This window comes from Chryseobacterium sp. JUb7, from assembly GCF_024806495.1.
Lineage (GTDB): Bacteria > Bacteroidota > Bacteroidia > Flavobacteriales > Weeksellaceae > Chryseobacterium.
Map to the genome: position 1 here is coordinate 432,301 of NZ_JANUFF010000001.1, position 17,356 is coordinate 449,656.

The following is a 17,356-nucleotide window of genomic DNA, read 5'->3' on the forward strand; positions in this document are numbered from 1 at the left end:
AAAGCTATGGACTCTAAAGGAAAAGACAAAAACAAAGAATCTGCAAATTCTGCAGAAACAAAAAAACAAAATCAGGATTTCCAGAATATTCCTGCATCATCAAAGAAAACAAATCCGCCTGATATTGATAAAGAAGATGTACAAAAGTCATCGCAAAACAATAAATCAGGAAAAACCGATAATACGTAGGAATAAATAAAAAGGTTCTGTCTCAATAGAGATGGAACCTTTTTATTAAAAAAAATATACAAATAAAATCAAATCATATATAAGGTATGGTCAATCCGCTTCGCTTGTTAATCTCAAAACTCTAATTATTAATTTTTACCCGCGAAGCAAAATTGACAATTCATTATTTTAAACGATCGTAGATTTCCCGATTTTTACATTTTCAAAATTATAATATGACTTTTCGGAAAATTTAATGTAATCAGCAATAAAACTACCTACTTCACTTGTCGAATAAGGCTGCTGAGCATTTAGATCAACTGTAACGTATTTATTTTCAATGGCGTACTCTACGGAACTTCTCAATTTAGAAGCCGCCTGTTCCAGCCCTAAATAATCAAGCATCATCGCTGTGCTCAGAATCGAAGCAACAGGATTGGCAATTCCTTTGCCTTTTGCTTGAGGATATGAACCATGAATAGGTTCAAACAAAGCATTTTCAATCCCAATTGAAGCAGAAGGTAGCAACCCGATAGACCCACCGATAACACTAGCTTCATCCGAAATAATATCACCAAACATATTTTCGGTTACGATAACGTCAAACTGCTTAGGATTTAAAATCAACTGCATCGCAGCATTATCTACAAACATGAAGTCAAGCTCAACATCAGGATATTCCGCAGCAATTTCTTTACATACTTTTCTCCATAATCTTGAGGTGTCCAAAACGTTCGCTTTATCAATTAAAGTTAGTTTTTTTCTGCGTTTTTGTGCTTCCTGAAAAGCCATATGCACAATCGGACCAATTTCTTCTCTGCTGTACTTACACACATCATAAGCATACTGCCCTTCATCATCAGTATACTTTTCACCAAAATAAATTCCGCTTACCAGTTCTCTGAAAATCTGAATATCAGTCCCTTCAATAATTTCATACTTCAACGGACTTTTATCAATCAATGAAGAATACGTTTTTAAAGGTCTGATATTGGCAAAAAGCCCCAATTCTTTTCTAAGCTTTAAAAGTCCCTGCTCCGGTCTTACTTTGGCATCAGGATTATTATCAAAAGAAGGATCTCCGATTGCTCCAAAAAGAACAGCATCAGATTCTTTACAGATTTCCAGGGTTTCATCGGGTAATGGATTTCCTGTTTTATAAATCGCCTCTGCTCCCATTAAACCGAATTTAAATTCAAAAGTATAATGAAAAGCCTCACTGATAGCATCCAGAATCTTAATACTCTCCCCGATCACTTCCGGACCGATTCCGTCACCGGGAAGTACTGCTATTTTAAAATTTTTGTTGTTCATACTGTTTTTGTGTTTTTAGTTCAAATTCTTTTATCGCCTGTTTTTTACTGATTAAAAAGTCAATGTCATCGTAACCATTCATCAGACATATTTTTTTATAAGAATCAATTTCAAAATTTTCAGTTTTACCCTTGAAAGTGATAGCCTGCTGTTTAACATCGATGATTATCTCACTTTCCGGATCTGCTGTGATGCCCTGTAAAATTTCTTTTAAGAAAACTTCGGAAACCTTTACTGGTAACAATCCGTTATTCAAGGCATTCCCTTTAAAGATATCTGCAAAAAAACTGGATATCACCACTTTAAAACCATAATCTGTCAAAGACCATGCCGCATGCTCCCGACTGCTTCCACAACCGAAATTATTTCCCGCTACCAGAATTTCCCCACTGTATTGAAGGTTATTCAGAACAAAATCAGCATTTGGCTCATTGGTGTGAACATTGTACCTCCAGTCTCTGAACAGATTATCTCCAAAACCATTTTTATCAATACTTTTTAAAAATCTTGCAGGGATAATCTGATCCGTATCTATATTTTCTACCGGCAAAGGAATTGCACGGGATTTTATTATAACTAATTTTTGCATTTTGTTGAAATCAAAATAATTTTAATTTGTTTAGTTTAAATTTTCAAAGATTGAAATTCGGCCTTCGATCGCTACTTTTGCAGCAGTAAGAGGACTTGCAAGGATCGTTCTGGCTCCCTGCCCCTGTCTTCCTTCAAAATTTCTGTTGGAGGTTGAAACACAATATTCACCTTCAGGGATTTTATCATCATTCATTGCCAGACACGCAGAACATCCCGGCTGCCTGATCTGGAAACCAGCTTCATTAAAAACCTTATCCAATCCCTCTGCTAAGATCTGCTTTACAACCTGCTGAGATCCCGGAACGATAAGAGCCTGAACATGTTCCGACTTACTTTTCCCTCTGATATAGTCAGCTGCAGAGCGGAAATCTTCAATTCTCGCATTGGTACAGCTTCCAATAAACACATAATTAACTTTGATATCCGAAAGTGCCTGACCGGCTTTTAAGCCCATATATTTTAAAGCTTTCTCTTCCGATTCATTTTGCGGAACCGGAATATTCTGATGAATTGAAATTCCCATTCCTGGATTGGTTCCATAAGTGATCATTGGATAAATCTCGGAAGCATCAAAACTATATTCAGCATCAAAAACGGCATCTTCATCCGTTTTTAAAGTCTTCCAGTATTCCAATTTCTCTTCCCACTCTTCACCTTTCGGAGCAAAAGTTCTTCCTTTTACATATTCAAAAGTCGTTTCATCGGGCGCGATCATTCCTCCTCTGGCCCCCATTTCGATACTCATATTGCAAACGGTCATTCTGCCTTCCATAGACATTTCTTCGAAAACATTTCCGGCATATTCACAGAAATAGCCCGTTCCGCTATCGGTTCCTATTTTTGAAATAATATAAAGGATAACATCTTTGGGCTGAACGTTCTTATTAAGTTTTCCGTTGACATTTACCCTCATAGACTTAGGCTTATTCAACAACAAACACTGGCTTGCAAAAACCTGCGCAACCTGACTCGTCCCGATTCCAAATGCAATAGAACCAAAAGCTCCATGTGTTGAAGTATGACTGTCACCACAAACAATGCTCATCCCGGGTTGCGTAAAACCTAATTCGGGAGCAATAATATGTACAATCCCCTGGTACTGATGCCCGAGTCCGTATAATTCAATATTATTTTTTTTACAGTTTTCTGTTAACTGTTCGACTTGATTTCTTGAAGAATCGTCACGAATAGGTTTGTCCTGATCCAGAGTCGGAACGTTATGATCTGCTGTAGCCACAATCTGCTGAGGCCTGAAAACTTCAAGATTTCGGGTCTCCAATTCAGCAAATGCCTGTGGACTTGTCACTTCGTGAATCAGATGTTTGTCAATATATATAATTTGAGGACCATCCGGGATTGTTTCTACAACATGAGCATCCCAGACTTTATCAAAAAGTGTCTTTTTAGTATTATTCATTTTAACCTTTCTAAATTTAAATCAAACTACCCTATTTTGCGGGTTACTTTTTCAATGATTAAGCTTAAATCATCATTATTAACCTCCTTTTTGCGATCTGCAATTTTTAAAAACTCCTGATATAAAAAATCAAGCTCATTTTTGGTAACCTCAAAACCAATGTGTTTGAATCTATACGCTAAAGCCGACCTTCCACTTCTTGCTGTTAAAACAATCGATGACGCATTCACGCCTACTTCCGCAGGATCGATAATCTCATAAGTCTCTCTGTTTTTAATCACACCGTCTTGGTGAATTCCTGAACTGTGGGCAAAAGCATTAGCTCCTACAATTGCTTTATTAGGCTGCACCGGCATTCCCATTAAATCTGAAACCAAAATGCTCATGCTATTGAGCATTTTGGAGTTAACATCAGTATGTAATTTTAAGTGCGCATGTTGTTTAAGAACCATCACTACTTCTTCCAATGCCGTATTTCCGGCTCTTTCTCCCAATCCGTTGATGGTACATTCAATCTGTCTAGCTCCGTTTATAACTCCGGAAATAGAATTGGCTGTCGCCATTCCTAAATCATTATGACAGTGGCAGGATAAAATCGCGTTATCGATTCCTTTTACGTTTTCTCTCAGGTATTTTATTTTTTCACCATATTCCTCAGGGAGGCAATATCCGGTGGTATCAGGAATATTTAAGACCGTAGCTCCGGCTTTAATAACTTCCTCACAAACTTTTGCCAGATAGTCATTGTCTGTTCTTCCGGCATCTTCAGCGTAAAATTCTACATCCTCAACAAAAGTTTTAGCATATTTCACTGCCTGAACTGCACGTTCAATAATATCTTCTCGATTCGAATTGAATTTGTGTTTAATGTGAGAGTCGGAAGTTCCGATTCCCGTGTGAATTCTTGGTCTTTTTGCAAATCTTAAGGCCTCTGCAGCCGTATCAATATCTTTCTGATTCGCCCTTGTCAATCCACATACTTTTGCATTTCTCACCAGTTTTGAAATTTCTGAAACAGAATGAAAATCTCCCGGACTTGAAATAGGGAAACCTGCCTCAATAACATCTACTCCGAGCTCATCCAGTTTTTCAGCAATGATTAACTTTTGTTCTGTATTTAGTTTACAGCCCGGGACTTGCTCTCCATCACGCAACGTGGTATCAAAAATTTCAACTTTTTCGGAATTCATAATGAAGTTTTTTACTTAATTTTGATTCAAAACTAAAGAGTCCCGATATCATTTAATTTTTATTTTTTTTGAAATTACAATATTCAAAACATAAAAAAATGATTTTACAACACTGTTAGTCAATACCTTAAACAGCAAAAATTTACAATGGCAGAATTGCACAAAGATTTTTTATTTGTATTAATCAAGTCACTCACGACTTCTGAAAAACGACAATTCAAGCTGTACGTAAACCGTCTTGGAATTAATGTGGATGCAAAGTTTCTTCTTCTTTTTTCAGAAATGGATAAGATGAAAGAATATGATGAACATATTATCATCAACAAAAAAATTTCGACCAAACAGCAGTTGTCAAATTTGAAAGCCCATCTTTACAAACAAATTCTGGTAAGCTTAAGGATGAATCCGAGCCACCAGAATTACAGAATACAACTTCGCGAGCAGCTAGATTTCGCCAATATTTTATATCAGAAAGGACTCTACAAACAGGCTTTAAAAATTTTGGACAAAACCAAGCAGTCTGCTTTAGAATTAGACGAAAAAAGCATTGCTTCGGAAATCATTGATCTGGAAAAAGTAATTGAATCACAATTCATTACACGAAGTATTGAAGGACGGGCCGAAGAACTGATTAAGCAATCGACCGAAATCAGCAAACAAAACCATTATGCTACAGAACTGTCTAATCTCTCACTGAAGTTATACAGCGAAATGCTGACTCACGGCTATGTAAAAAATGATGAAGACCGGGCCGAAATAATGGATATTTTTGAAGAACAAATCAATAAGATCAGATTCGAAAAACTAAACTTTACAGAGAAATTATGGTATTTTAAAGCTCATGTCTGGAAAAATCAATTATTACAGGAATATAAGTACACCTTAAAATATGCATTTCAGTGGGTTGATTTATTTCACAAAAATCCGGATATGATCCTGAGCCACCCCGTATGGTATATTAAAGGAAATACATACCTGCTGAAAATCCTTTTTCTATATGGAAATATCGATATTCTTGAAGATAGTTTTGACGAATTCAACAAGGTGATTTCGTCTTCAAGCTTTACTCAAAATGAAAATATACAATCACTTGTTTTTCTGACCTATTATAACACTTTAATGAATATTCACTTCGTGAAGGGTGAATTTTTTTCCGGAACAAAACTGATTCCTGAAATCGAATTAAAAATGGAAAGGTTCCGTGATAAAATTGATGAACACCATTTTATGATTCTTTATCTGAAAATGGCGGCCATGTTTTTTGGAAGTAAAAAATTTCATGAGTCAATAAAGTATTCTTTGAAAGTCATTGAAGCCAAAGGAAATGTACAGGAAGACCTCTTGTTCCATACAAGGATTCTGATTTTGATGGCAAAATTTGAGTCCGGAAACGATGAAGATTATGATGAATTTATTAAAGCAACGCTTAAATTCGCTAAAAAGATGAAAAAACCGGATGATTTTCATTTTGAAAGTATAAAATTCTTCAAAAACCTAAATGATCTTACGCAGGATAAACAGCTCAGATCATTCAAAGATTTTAATAAAAAGCTTGATCTATTTTCTGAAAATGAATATTACAGACGGTCTCTGTTGTACATAGATATCCACGGCTGGGTAAAATCTAAAGTAAAAAATGTAGATGTAATTGAGATTATCAAAGAAAAAGTGAGGTATAAAAGAAAATAAGAGAATTAAAACCCTCGGCTATCTAAAGGTTTTCGAGGAAATCCAGAAATATTTTGCTCTGTTTCAGTCCTTCCCAACTGCTTTTTTAGCTGCTGTAACATATCTTACATGAAGAATTATTTTTTGTTTTAATTAAGTTGATTGTTAATAGATTCTATCGTGCTTTCTTCAAAAACTTTTAAAAGCTGCGGAATAAAATCGCCAAAAGTTTTATATTTTACCCTGTTCGAATTGTACTCTTTCAATTTTTCCTCCAACTGTGGTAAAAAAATAAAATTATTCTTCAGGTGATAGACCTCCAGTTTCTTTGCTCTTTCAAAATCTTTCTGAATCTTAGCCGTCTGAATTTCACCCAGTCGCACCAGATGTTCAGCAACGCATGCCTGATAATCCCCGTATCCTCCGGTTTTAATCATTGTTTCCTTTAAATTCGAATTTTCAAACAAAACTTTAAATTTCTGTAGACTTTCTTTGTGTTTGTACACCTCTTTATTCACAAAAGAATGTCCAAATTCATGAACGCTTAAAAACCTCGCCTGAAACTGATTGTCATAACCAAACTGCCCCTGTTTCTCAACTTTTATAAACGGACTGGCAATCTCATATATATTTTTTGCTCCTGATTTTAATATAACGTCAACACCAATTCCCCTCCCTTCACCATCTTCGATAGGCCACATCATCATTGGAGAAACAAGAATCGTATACTGATTGAATTTCTCGCCATAAAATGCTTCCATAGCATTGGTAAAACCCACCGGAATCTGTTTATTATACTCATCAATGGCTCCCTGATAAAATTCTCTATTCTCTTTAAAAAACTGATCCAGGTTTTCATGAATATAAAATTTCGAAAGCTTTAATAAATAGTTTTTAATCAATAAAGTAACTGCTTCATTCTGCTCTTTAGTCAGATTATTATAGTCAAATACATAGTGAGCCACCCATTCTTCTGATGGAAATTCTTTGTAATACAACAGCGATTTCATCAATGCATCATTGCCCAAACCGTATTTTTCCATGATGACATCATTAAGTTCAGCTGTAGAAACAGCAATATCCGAATTCTTAAGATGACTGTACTTTTGTAAGGCTCTTTTAACGACAGGCTGATACGCTGAACATACTTTAATTTTATATAGTTCAAAGTCTTTATTATTTCTTCTATGCTCTGCTGCAAGGATTTCTGCAAGAAAATAAGTTTCAATATTTTTATTATAGGTCACGGAAAATTTTGACGTATTTTTCTGAGAAAAGCTTAAGGTAAAAATGATTACCGCGAAAACTGAGGCTATTTTTTTCATGGTCTGGTATTAATTCTTGGTCTAAATATGTGCGAATATAGTATATTAACTAAAAAATGCGTATTTTTGCCTCTTAAAATTTCTTAGTAAACAATGATAAAAATTACACTTCCAGACAATAGCGTCAAAGAATTCGAGGCGGGAGTTACTCCGCTAGATGTGGCAAAATCTATAAGCGAGGGATTGGCTAGAAACACCATTTCCGCAGTTGTAAATGACAAGCAAGTTGAAACGACCACGCCTATAACCACGGATTCTACGGTACAGTTGTTGACATGGAACGATGATCTTGGAAAGAAAGCTTTCTGGCATTCTTCAGCCCACCTTTTGGCGCAGGCTATCCTTGAATTTTATCCTAATGCTAAGCTGACCATCGGTCCTGCCATCGAAAGTGGATTCTATTATGATGTAGATTTCGGTGACGAAAGTTTATCTGAAAAAGATTTTGAGAAAATTGAGAAAAAAGTATTGGAAAATGCTAAAAAAGGCTCTACTTTCTCATTATATCCGGTTTCAAAAGAAGAGGCATTAAAAACGTATGCAGATAACCCATATAAAGTAGAATTGATTTCTAATCTTAATGATGGAGAGATCACTTTTGTGACCCATGATAATTTCACAGATCTTTGTCGTGGAGGGCATATTCCAAATACGGGCATTGTAAAGGCTGTAAAGATTTTAAATGCTGCAGGAGCTTATTGGAGAGGAAACGAAAAAAATCCTCAGCTAACAAGAGTTTATGGTGTTTCTTTCCCTAAACAGAAGGATTTAACTGAATATCTTGAAAGACTAGAAGAGGCAAAAAGAAGAGATCACAGAAAATTAGGTAAAGAGCTTGGAATTTTCGCTTTCTCAGAAAAAGTAGGTGCCGGATTACCGCTTTGGTTACCAAAAGGGACTGCTTTGAGAAGAAAACTGGAAAATTTCCTTTCTGATGCTCAGAAAAAAGGAGGTTATGAATTCGTAATGTCTCCACATATCGGAGCTAAAGAATTGTATGTAACTTCCGGACACTGGGACAAATATGGAGCAGACAGCTTCCAGCCTATTAAAACTCCAAATGAAGGAGAGGAATTTTTGTTGAAACCAATGAACTGCCCTCACCACTGTGAAATTTATAAAACTTCACAATGGAGCTACAGGGATCTCCCTAAAAGATATGCAGAATTCGGAACTGTTTACAGATATGAGCAAAGTGGAGAGCTTCACGGATTAACAAGAGTGCGTGGATTTACTCAGGATGATGCTCACCTTTTCTGTACTCCGGATCAGCTTTCCGAAGAATTTGAAAAAGTAATTGATTTAACACTTTATGTTTTCAAATCTTTAGGTTTTGAAGATTTTGTTACTCAGGTTTCTTTAAGAGATCCTGAAAACAGAGAAAAATATATCGGTTCTGACGAAAATTGGGAAAAAGCCGAAAGTGCAATTATCAATGCTGCTCAGAAAAAAGGACTGAAGACGGTTGTTGAGTATGGTGAAGCTGCATTCTATGGTCCTAAGCTGGATTTCATGGTGAAAGATGCTTTAGGAAGAAAATGGCAGTTGGGAACGATTCAGGTTGATTACAACTTACCGGAAAGATTTGATCTTCATTATATCGGAAACGACAATGAAAAACACAGACCGGTGATGATCCACAGAGCACCATTCGGATCTATGGAGCGTTTTATTGCGATTTTACTTGAAAATACAGCAGGAGATTTCCCATTATGGCTAAGCCCTGATCAGTTCATAATTCTACCGATAAGTGAAAAATATGTAGATTATGCAAAAAAAGTTTCACAATTTTTAGAAAATCACGATATTAGCGGTCAGATTGATGACAGAAACGAGAAAACCGGTAAAAAGATCCGTGATGCAGAATTGAAAAAGATCCCATTCATGCTGGTAGTAGGAGAAAATGAAGAGAATGATGGCACAATTTCTGTAAGAAGACGTGGCGAAGGAGATCTTGGAGTGATGAATCTGGAGGACTTTGTTTCTTATTTTAAGAAAGAAGCAGCCATATAAAATTTAATAAATAAACAATTAAGGTATTAAGATCTCTTAGTACCTTAATTTGAGAAATAATAGAAAGTTAACCAATAAAATTATAATACAATAGCACAACGATTTAACAACAGGGGCCCACAAAGACGTCCTGTACAGGAGGACTTACACTTGATCAACGATAAAATTCGTGTGAGAGAGCTTCGTTTGGTGGGCGATAACGTAGAGCCGGGAATTTATCCAATTGACAAAGCAAGACAAATTGCTGCGGAACAGGAATTGGATCTTGTAGTAATTTCCGACAAGGCTGAACCGTTTATTGCAAGAATATTAGAATATAAAAAATTCTTATATGAGCAAAAGAAAAAGCAAAAGGAATTAAAAGCTAAGCAAGTAAAAGTTGTCGTAAAAGAGATCCGTTTCGGGCCTCAGACTGATGATCACGATTACGAGTTTAAGAAGAAGCATGCTGAAAAATTCCTTGAAGAAGGTTCAAAATTAAAAACCTACGTATTTTTTAAAGGACGTTCGATTATCTTTAAAGATCAGGGTGAAATCTTGCTTTTAAAACTGGCTCAGGAACTAGAGCACGTTGGAAAAGTAGACCAGCTTCCTAAACTTGAAGGAAAGAGAATGATTATGATGATGAGTCCTAAAAAACCAGCTAAATAGTCACATTAATCAGATTTTACGGTCTGATTTAAAATATAAACCTCAAAGCAATTTGAGGTTTTTTTGTGTGAAAACGGTTACATTATTAAACTAGTTAAATATTTATGTATTTTTATTGTGCTATTTTATAAAATTTATAATAATCATTAAATAATTGTTAAAATTTATCATAGATCAATATTACGTGAAAAGTTTTGTCCTACTTTTGCTTTAGAAATAAGGAACAATACTTATTCAGTCAATAATAAATTATCATAACAAATTAAACAGCAAAACAATGAGCACACTAAAATTAAAAGACGGAACTGAAATTTTTTATAAAGATCAAGGAGAAGGACCAGTATTGATGTTTCACCACGGATGGCCTCTGTCATCTGATGACTGGGATTCACAGGTTATCTTTTTCTTACAGAAAGGTTACAGAGTCATTACTCACGACAGAAGAGGTCACGGCCGTTCAAGTCAGAACATATATAATCACACGATTGAACAGTATGCTTCTGATGCATCTGAATTGGTAGAATTCCTTGATTTGAAAGATGTCATCCATATCGGACATTCAACAGGTGGTGGTGAAGTAATTCGTTATGTTAACAAATATGCAAATGGCAGAGCCAAAAAAGCAGTATTAATAAGCGCAGTTCCACCAATTATGGTAAAAAGTGAAACTAATCCGGACGGTGTTCCAATTGATGTTTTTGATGGCATCAGAGAGCAGACACTGAACAACAGACAGCAGTTCTATATCGATATCACTTTCCCTTTCTACGGATACAACAGAGAAGGCGCAGAGGTAAAAGAAGGCGTACAAAGAAACTGGTGGAGACAGGGAATGATGGGAGGAATTGTAGCTCATTACGATGGAATTAAAGCTTTTTCTGAGACAGATTTTACAGAAGATCTTAAAGCGGTTGATATTCCTGTTTTAGTATTGCACGGAGAAGATGACCAAATTGTTCCTATCGAAAATTCGGCTATAAAATCATCCAAATTATTACAGAACGGTAAGCTGATCACTTATCCAGGTTTTCCTCACGGAATGCCTACAACTCATGCAGATGTTATTAATAAAGACCTTTTGGAATTTATTGAGTCATAATATTTATCTATTATAAAAGTAAAAGCTACAATCAAATTTTGGTTGTAGTTTTTTTATGGTATAGCCTGAAGTTACTGATAGAGTCTTTGTCAATATCAAATGGTCTTATTATTCTGATTTGGTTTTCAAAACCTTCCAGCTTCAAACTTTCTCATCTCTATTAAAAACCAGAAGTCATATTCTAAACTCAGATGATATTAATGGCTTCCACCCTAGCCTGATTAAAACGACATCCTTTTGGATTACGGGCTCGCTTTGCTTCGCCCGTAACCCAAAAGATATAGTACTTCGGCAAGCTCAGCATCAATTCTAAGCGGGAAATAGCTTTAAATAATAATATCATTCAAAACCTTCATCATTCAGTTCCCTCCTCTTCCAGCTAAAAATCTCTTTCAAGTCTCAGTTTTTTTTCTTAATTTTGCAGCCTATTATTCCTGAACTGTCTTCGGGATAACCAAACAGATATTGATAACAAAACAATAAAAAGCAAAACAATGCCAAAATTAAAAACGAAATCAGGTGCTAAAAAGCGTTTTGCTCTTACCGGTTCTGGTAAGATCAAAAGAAAAAATGCTTACAAAAGCCACATCTTAACTAAGAAAGAAACTAAGCAGAAGAGAAATCTTACTACTACTTCTTACGTAGCTAAAGTGGACGAAAAAAGCGTTCAACGTCAATTAGCAATTAAGTAGTTTTTATAAATCTATATTCGGTTTATAAGAATTCAAAACAAATTCAACAATTTAACCCTGAAATGGAGCCACTAAGAGTAATGAAACAATTACCGCACATTTCAAAAAAACAATTTAAATTATGCCAAGATCAGTAAATGCAGTAGCTTCAAGAGCTCGCAGAAAGAAAATTTTTAAGCAAGCTAAAGGTTTTTTCGGTAGAAGAAAGAACGTTTGGACTGTAGCTAAAAACGCGGTAGAAAAAGCAATGCAATATGCTTACCGTGGTAGAAAAGAGAAGAAAAGAAACTTCAGAGCACTTTGGATCACTCGTATCAACGCGGGAGCCAGAGAGCACGGAATGTCTTACTCTCAGTTTATGGGAGCTCTTAAACAAAACAACATTGAGCTTAACAGAAAAGTTTTAGCAGATTTAGCAATGAATCACCCTGAAGCTTTCAAAGCAGTTGTAGATCAAGTAAAATAATGTAGAATTTTTTGTTATCAATATAGTCCCGAGTTTTTTTGCTCGGGATTTTTTTATTAGTACATTTGCGATAATATTGATAATTATATAAAGAATTGCTAAATTTTATAAAAAAGTGAAAAAACTAACTACTCTTTTATTTCTTTCCTTTGCTGCTATGGGAGCACAAGCTCAATCATTTATTCAGGCTTATCAGACCAGAGCAAATCAGGTTACCCAGACCAATATCACCTCCTATCTTCAAGATTTCCAGAATCTAGGTGTAAAAACGACGGGATCTGCCAATAATACGGCCACTTTAAACTGGATTAAGAATAAATATCTTTCCTATGGTTATTCTGCAAGCCAAATTGTAGAAGATCCTTTTACTTTTGGAAATACGAGTTCAAAAAATTTAGTGATTACAAAAACAGGAACTCTTTATCCGAATAAATATGTTATTATCTGCGGGCATTTTGACAGTATTGTAGGTCCGGGAGTAAGTGATAACGGAAGCGGAACCTCTATCATTCTAGAAGCAGCAAGAGTTTTAAAAGATGTCCCTACAGAATATTCAATCAAATTTATCCACTTTTCGGGCGAAGAGCAAGGTTTATACGGAAGCAGTCATTATGTAAACAGTGTGGCTTACCAGAATGGTGTTCGCCAGCTGGATATAAAATTAGTCTTTAATATTGATCAGGTTGGCGGGCAGCTTGGAAATAATAATACCGTGATTTTCTGTGATGAAGATCAGGGAACTCCTACAAGCAATAATGCAGCATCGCAGGCAGTTACACAGCAGTTGGCCACGTGTACGACTTTATATTCTCCACTTCAGACCGATATCGATCCCGCTTATGCATCTGACTATATGCCATTTGAAGCTAAAGGTGAAGTGATCACCGGTTTTTATGAATATGACAGAAGTTATAATGAGCATACGACAAGTGATACATTTGCCAATGTAGATCCTGTGTATGTGTATAACGTAGGGAAGGCTGCTGTAGGCGCATTACAACACTTTGCGGTTGCCACAACTACGATTTTAAGTGTCGATGATGTAGCTTCACAAAAAACATTAGAAGCTTTGAAAATTTATCCTAATCCAGTAAAAGACATTCTTAATATTGAACTTCCTCATAAAGTTAAGAATTTCAGCTTTGAAATTACCGACCTTCTTGGGCATACTTTAATTAAGCAGGAAAATCAAACTCAGATCAATACTTCTTCTTTAACTAACGGTGCTTATATAGGTGTTCTGAAAGCAGAAGATCAGACAGTTGTAAGAAAAATTTTAATTGAAAGATAAGATTATTATTAGAATAGACAGAGAGTCTGATAAGCAAGATACTCAAAAGATTACTGAAAATTTTATTTTTTAATATAAGAAATAAACCCTAGCAATTTAACTAGGGTTCTTTTTTATATAACGACTTACGGATTATAAATCCTCGAGATCGGAGGTAAAAAGCAATCTACGATCTGATAGACACCTATATCGGGGTCGCAAAACTTGAAAAGCATATTTGTAAAAATATTACTACATTATAAAAATACAAAACCCACCATAATTGCAGTGGGTTTGTTGTTATTTACAATTACTCTCCATAAAAGAGTGAATTTTAGTATCATCAGTAATTAGCTTGCCATTTTTAAAATATAAAGCTGTTGCATTAATCAAAGATTGATTTCCTTTTGGTAAAATATATATATCGTACTTGATTCTTTTTAAATAAGAATCAAAAAAATCAATAACATCTTTATCCTTTTCATACTCATCTATATCATAAATTATTAAAGTATTATTATATGTATAAATCTTATATCTTTTAGAAATATTATCATTATAAGACATTTCTGATAAAGAAAATAAAAATTGATTATCACTACATTTTTTAATGAAATTTATTTCTAAAAAGGAAAATTTTCTATCATTAATCTTATTTTCTAAATAGTCATTAAAAACTTCATCTTTTTTTTGGGCAGTCACATTTAAACAATTATGGTTTAATAATGACACTATCAATAACACTATTATTTTAATCTTTTTTAAATTTTCCTTCATAAGCTTTAATTATTTGAGAACTATTGTATATCACAGTTGTGTTATAGTTAGGAGAATAAATGAAATGTACAGCATTAGGCATTGTTTCTGCAGATATTCTATCTACTCTATTTGTATTTTTTATTGTAGAAAAGCTATAACCGTTTTCCTTCGTTGGAAATTTAGACATAAGAAAACCACTTGGATTTACAGGACCTGAAAAATTAGTTCCTCCAGAGTCCATAAATCCGGGATGTAAATGTCCACTTAATTTAACATCACTACCTCCGTAAACCGGACTTGCAGTCTCTCCCTTATGAGATGTATAAACAACTGTATTATCTTTACTATTTACTTCAGCTGTTTGGATTCCAAATTCAACATTTACTTCTCCAGCTTTCATCCAATCACCTACTTGATTAAAATACTCAATACCTTTTGCTTCATTTCCTTTGAAGTCCATATATTTATCTCCTGTTGCTAAATATTGATGATTATTATCTTTAATAAAGCCTTTTTTACCAATATCATACCCTCCATCATTATTATCTTTTAATTTCCGATCTTTACCCTCTCCTTCAAAATTTTTGGAAGTATAAATAACATCTCGATCTGAATCTCCTCTATTTGTCAAATTACCATTTTCAGCCATTTCGTAGATATCTTCATTTCGACCATCCGGATCGATAAATATCACAGGATTATTATAAGCATAGCGATAAGGTGTCCATCTTCTATCTTTTTCCGCCAGTGGATCCACCACCCCATCTACCTAAATCAGCCATATACATCCTCGCCCCATAATCATACATGCCCGTCTCCTGCAATTCCTTACCATTATACTTATAATTATAATCAGGATTTCCACTTAAGACATTATATCCCTGATGTTTTAATCCAAAAGGATAGTAATTACTCTCCTCAAGAACTTCTATTCCGTAGCCATTGTTACAATAACCTACCCATACATTTCCTAAATGATCTGTATAATTGTAAATATACTTATTTTCCTAAAAATCAAAATAACCTTCCAAAGTTGGGGCAAACTTCAAGGTTGGTTCTTTCTACTTCAGGAATCTTCTATATAATCATTTGCACCTGGATATTATTTATAAGTAGTAGTGTTATGAAAAAGTACGTTTTAATATTGATTTCTTTTCTTTTTTTAGGCTGTAATTTTGATAAAACATATCATAACAGAGAAGGAGATAAACAAGATGCTCAAAAGATTACTAAAAAGTTTTATAGTCTTCTTAAAAAAAACAATAGAGAAGAGGCTTTTAAATTAATTGATAATAATTTTTTTGAGACAACTAATAAAAAGCAGCTAAATCAGATGATTGATGATATTAATGCAGAGTGTGGTGATAAGATTTCTGATACTCAATTAACAATTTGGGAAACTTTTGTTTCTGTCGGCACTCAACCAAAATCTCAATATGTTTTATCGTATAAAGTAAAAAGAAATATACAAAATACACAAGAAAAATTTACTCTGGAAAAAAATGACGATTCTATTAAAATTGTAGGCTACGATGTAAGTTTGACAAAATAAAAAACAGCTACTAAAAGTGGCTGTTTTTTTATTTTAAAAGACCATTTTTTCTTGCTTCTTCTAAATAATTATTTATTATTATACTATCATTCCTGAAAATATATTCTATAGAATCTCCTCTTTTCTTTGATATAGAATCATTTACTTTATATGGATATTCCAAAAATTCATTAATTCCATTAGAAAATCTAACATAACCAAGATTGTGTTGATCTTTATTAGGATAAACTTCAACAACTTTAGTATACCTTTCTACATTTAATAATTTTTGTTCTCTTTCAGAATTTGAATTAATTATTAGATATATGATAGTAAATAAAAAAATACACACAAAAAAAGCTATAAATATTATAATAGTTTTTTTGCCGGATTTGTCAATTTGTATATTAAAATCATTCTCCACGTACCCAAGTTTATGTTTTTGCTCAAAAAAAGAATTACCTCTTCAAGAAATTCTATTCCGGAGCCATTATTAAAATAACCTACCCATACATTTCCTAAATGATCTTTATAATTGTAAATATACTTATTTTCCTAAAAATCAAAATAACCTTCGGAAGTTGGGGCAAACTTCAAGGTTGGTTCTTTCTACTTCAGGAATCTTCTATATAATCATTTGCACCTGGATATTATTTATAAGTAAGTAGTAGTGTTATGAAAAACAGCCGCAATTAAGCAGCGTCTTCATTTATTTCATTTATTTCTTTTCTAGCATGTTAAAGCAAATTATTTTTTAAATAGTATCTTTTCTAAATATGTACTCTATCGAATCTCCTGCTTTATATGGATAATCAAATAACTCCACTGAACCATTAGAATATTTTAAAAACAAAAAATTATGCTCATTTCTATCTCTATAAACTTTTGTAATTTTTGTAAACATTTAATAATCAACCAGTTTTCCTTCATGCTTTTTCCACAAAACAAGTTATATTTTATGATGAATCTAAATCAGAAATGTGTAATGAATATTTTTACTCTATAATTTCAATTTTCAAAATAAAACTTTAAATCAGCAGAATCTATTTTTACAGGAGCTTTTATTTCACCAGATAATTCATGATTATATAATTTTTAGGGTATATAGAATCATATAACAAAATATACCTGGTTCCTTTTTTAAACTACTAGCACAAGTTCTGTCAATTCTTTTTCCATTTACATAATACGAAAAATAAGTT

17 protein-coding genes are annotated in these 17,356 nt (G+C 33.9%); 9 read left to right on the plus strand and 8 right to left on the minus strand.

Annotated elements, in window-relative coordinates; genetic code table 11:
• Positions 1–6: 6 nt before the first annotated feature.
• Positions 7–189 carry a hypothetical protein gene (locus M2373_RS02010; RefSeq protein WP_259106891.1) on the plus strand — a complete coding sequence of 61 codons (183 nt, stop codon included), beginning with the start codon at positions 7–9 and terminating at the stop codon, positions 187–189.
• A gap of 168 nt (positions 190–357) precedes the next feature.
• Here the strand turns inward: M2373_RS02010 and leuB are convergent, their stop codons facing one another.
• Genes leuB through M2373_RS02030 form a run of 4 tightly spaced genes read right to left on the minus strand, consistent with a single transcriptional unit; the run spans position 358 to position 4,680 of the window.
• On the minus strand, positions 358–1,482 hold the full coding sequence (leuB, locus tag M2373_RS02015) for a 3-isopropylmalate dehydrogenase (RefSeq protein ID WP_259106892.1): 1,125 nt from the start codon (positions 1,480–1,482) through the stop codon (positions 358–360).
• Positions 1,463–2,071 carry a 3-isopropylmalate dehydratase small subunit gene (leuD, locus tag M2373_RS02020; RefSeq protein WP_259106893.1) on the minus strand — a complete coding sequence of 203 codons (609 nt, stop codon included), beginning with the start codon at positions 2,069–2,071 and terminating at the stop codon, positions 1,463–1,465. Before leuD ends, leuB begins: the two co-directional genes overlap by 20 nt.
• Before the next feature lie 30 nt (positions 2,072–2,101).
• Positions 2,102–3,490, minus strand: coding sequence for a 3-isopropylmalate dehydratase large subunit (gene leuC / locus M2373_RS02025; RefSeq protein WP_259106894.1), 1,389 nt, complete (start codon positions 3,488–3,490; stop codon positions 2,102–2,104).
• Between the two features lie 26 nt (positions 3,491–3,516).
• A complete protein-coding gene (locus tag M2373_RS02030; protein WP_259106896.1) occupies positions 3,517–4,680 on the minus strand; it encodes a 2-isopropylmalate synthase in 1,164 nt (387 codons plus the stop codon).
• Between the two features lie 147 nt (positions 4,681–4,827).
• On the opposite strand from M2373_RS02030, the gene M2373_RS02035 reads away from it, so the two are divergent.
• A complete protein-coding gene (locus M2373_RS02035; protein WP_259106899.1) occupies positions 4,828–6,369 on the plus strand; it encodes a hypothetical protein in 1,542 nt (513 codons plus the stop codon).
• A gap of 128 nt (positions 6,370–6,497) precedes the next feature.
• Here the strand turns inward: M2373_RS02035 and M2373_RS02040 are convergent, their stop codons facing one another.
• Positions 6,498–7,673, minus strand: coding sequence for a DUF4932 domain-containing protein (locus M2373_RS02040; RefSeq protein WP_259106902.1), 1,176 nt, complete (start codon positions 7,671–7,673; stop codon positions 6,498–6,500).
• A gap of 93 nt (positions 7,674–7,766) precedes the next feature.
• On the opposite strand from M2373_RS02040, the gene thrS reads away from it, so the two are divergent.
• From thrS to M2373_RS02070, 6 genes are all read left to right on the plus strand, one after another.
• The gene (gene thrS, locus M2373_RS02045; protein WP_259106905.1) at positions 7,767–9,686 is read left to right on the plus strand and encodes a threonine--tRNA ligase; all 1,920 of its coding nucleotides are present in this window, start codon (positions 7,767–7,769) and stop codon (positions 9,684–9,686) included.
• A 150-nt stretch (positions 9,687–9,836) separates the two neighbouring features.
• A complete protein-coding gene (infC, locus tag M2373_RS02050) occupies positions 9,837–10,337 on the plus strand; it encodes a translation initiation factor IF-3 (protein ID WP_172625635.1) in 501 nt (166 codons plus the stop codon).
• Between the two features lie 277 nt (positions 10,338–10,614).
• Entirely contained in the window at positions 10,615–11,436 is an 822-nt protein-coding gene (locus tag M2373_RS02055; protein ID WP_259106908.1) for an alpha/beta fold hydrolase, read from the plus strand.
• Positions 11,437–11,930: 494 nt separating this feature from the next.
• Positions 11,931–12,128 (plus strand): 50S ribosomal protein L35, encoded by a 198-nt coding sequence (rpmI, locus tag M2373_RS02060; RefSeq protein WP_002979658.1) that lies wholly within the window; start codon positions 11,931–11,933, stop codon positions 12,126–12,128.
• Between the two features lie 121 nt (positions 12,129–12,249).
• Positions 12,250–12,594, plus strand: coding sequence for a 50S ribosomal protein L20 (rplT, locus tag M2373_RS02065; RefSeq protein WP_259106922.1), 345 nt, complete (start codon positions 12,250–12,252; stop codon positions 12,592–12,594).
• 115 nt (positions 12,595–12,709) lie between these two features.
• Positions 12,710–13,885 (plus strand): M28 family peptidase, encoded by a 1,176-nt coding sequence (locus tag M2373_RS02070; protein ID WP_259106925.1) that lies wholly within the window; start codon positions 12,710–12,712, stop codon positions 13,883–13,885.
• Positions 13,886–14,164: 279 nt separating this feature from the next.
• Here the strand turns inward: M2373_RS02070 and M2373_RS02075 are convergent, their stop codons facing one another.
• Positions 14,165–14,641: a hypothetical protein gene (locus M2373_RS02075; RefSeq protein ID WP_259106928.1), complete on the minus strand. Its 477-nt coding sequence runs from the start codon at positions 14,639–14,641 to the stop codon at positions 14,165–14,167.
• Complete coding sequence (locus tag M2373_RS22560; protein ID WP_409013173.1) at positions 14,616–15,380, minus strand: hypothetical protein; 765 nt, start codon at positions 15,378–15,380, stop codon at positions 14,616–14,618. Before M2373_RS22560 ends, M2373_RS02075 begins: the two co-directional genes overlap by 26 nt.
• A 366-nt stretch (positions 15,381–15,746) precedes the next feature.
• On the opposite strand from M2373_RS22560, the gene M2373_RS02085 reads away from it, so the two are divergent.
• Positions 15,747–16,175 (plus strand): hypothetical protein, encoded by a 429-nt coding sequence (locus tag M2373_RS02085; protein ID WP_259106930.1) that lies wholly within the window; start codon positions 15,747–15,749, stop codon positions 16,173–16,175.
• A gap of 28 nt (positions 16,176–16,203) precedes the next feature.
• Here the strand turns inward: M2373_RS02085 and M2373_RS02090 are convergent, their stop codons facing one another.
• Positions 16,204–16,578 (minus strand): hypothetical protein, encoded by a 375-nt coding sequence (locus M2373_RS02090; RefSeq protein ID WP_259106933.1) that lies wholly within the window; start codon positions 16,576–16,578, stop codon positions 16,204–16,206.
• Positions 16,579–17,356: the final 778 nt, after the last annotated feature.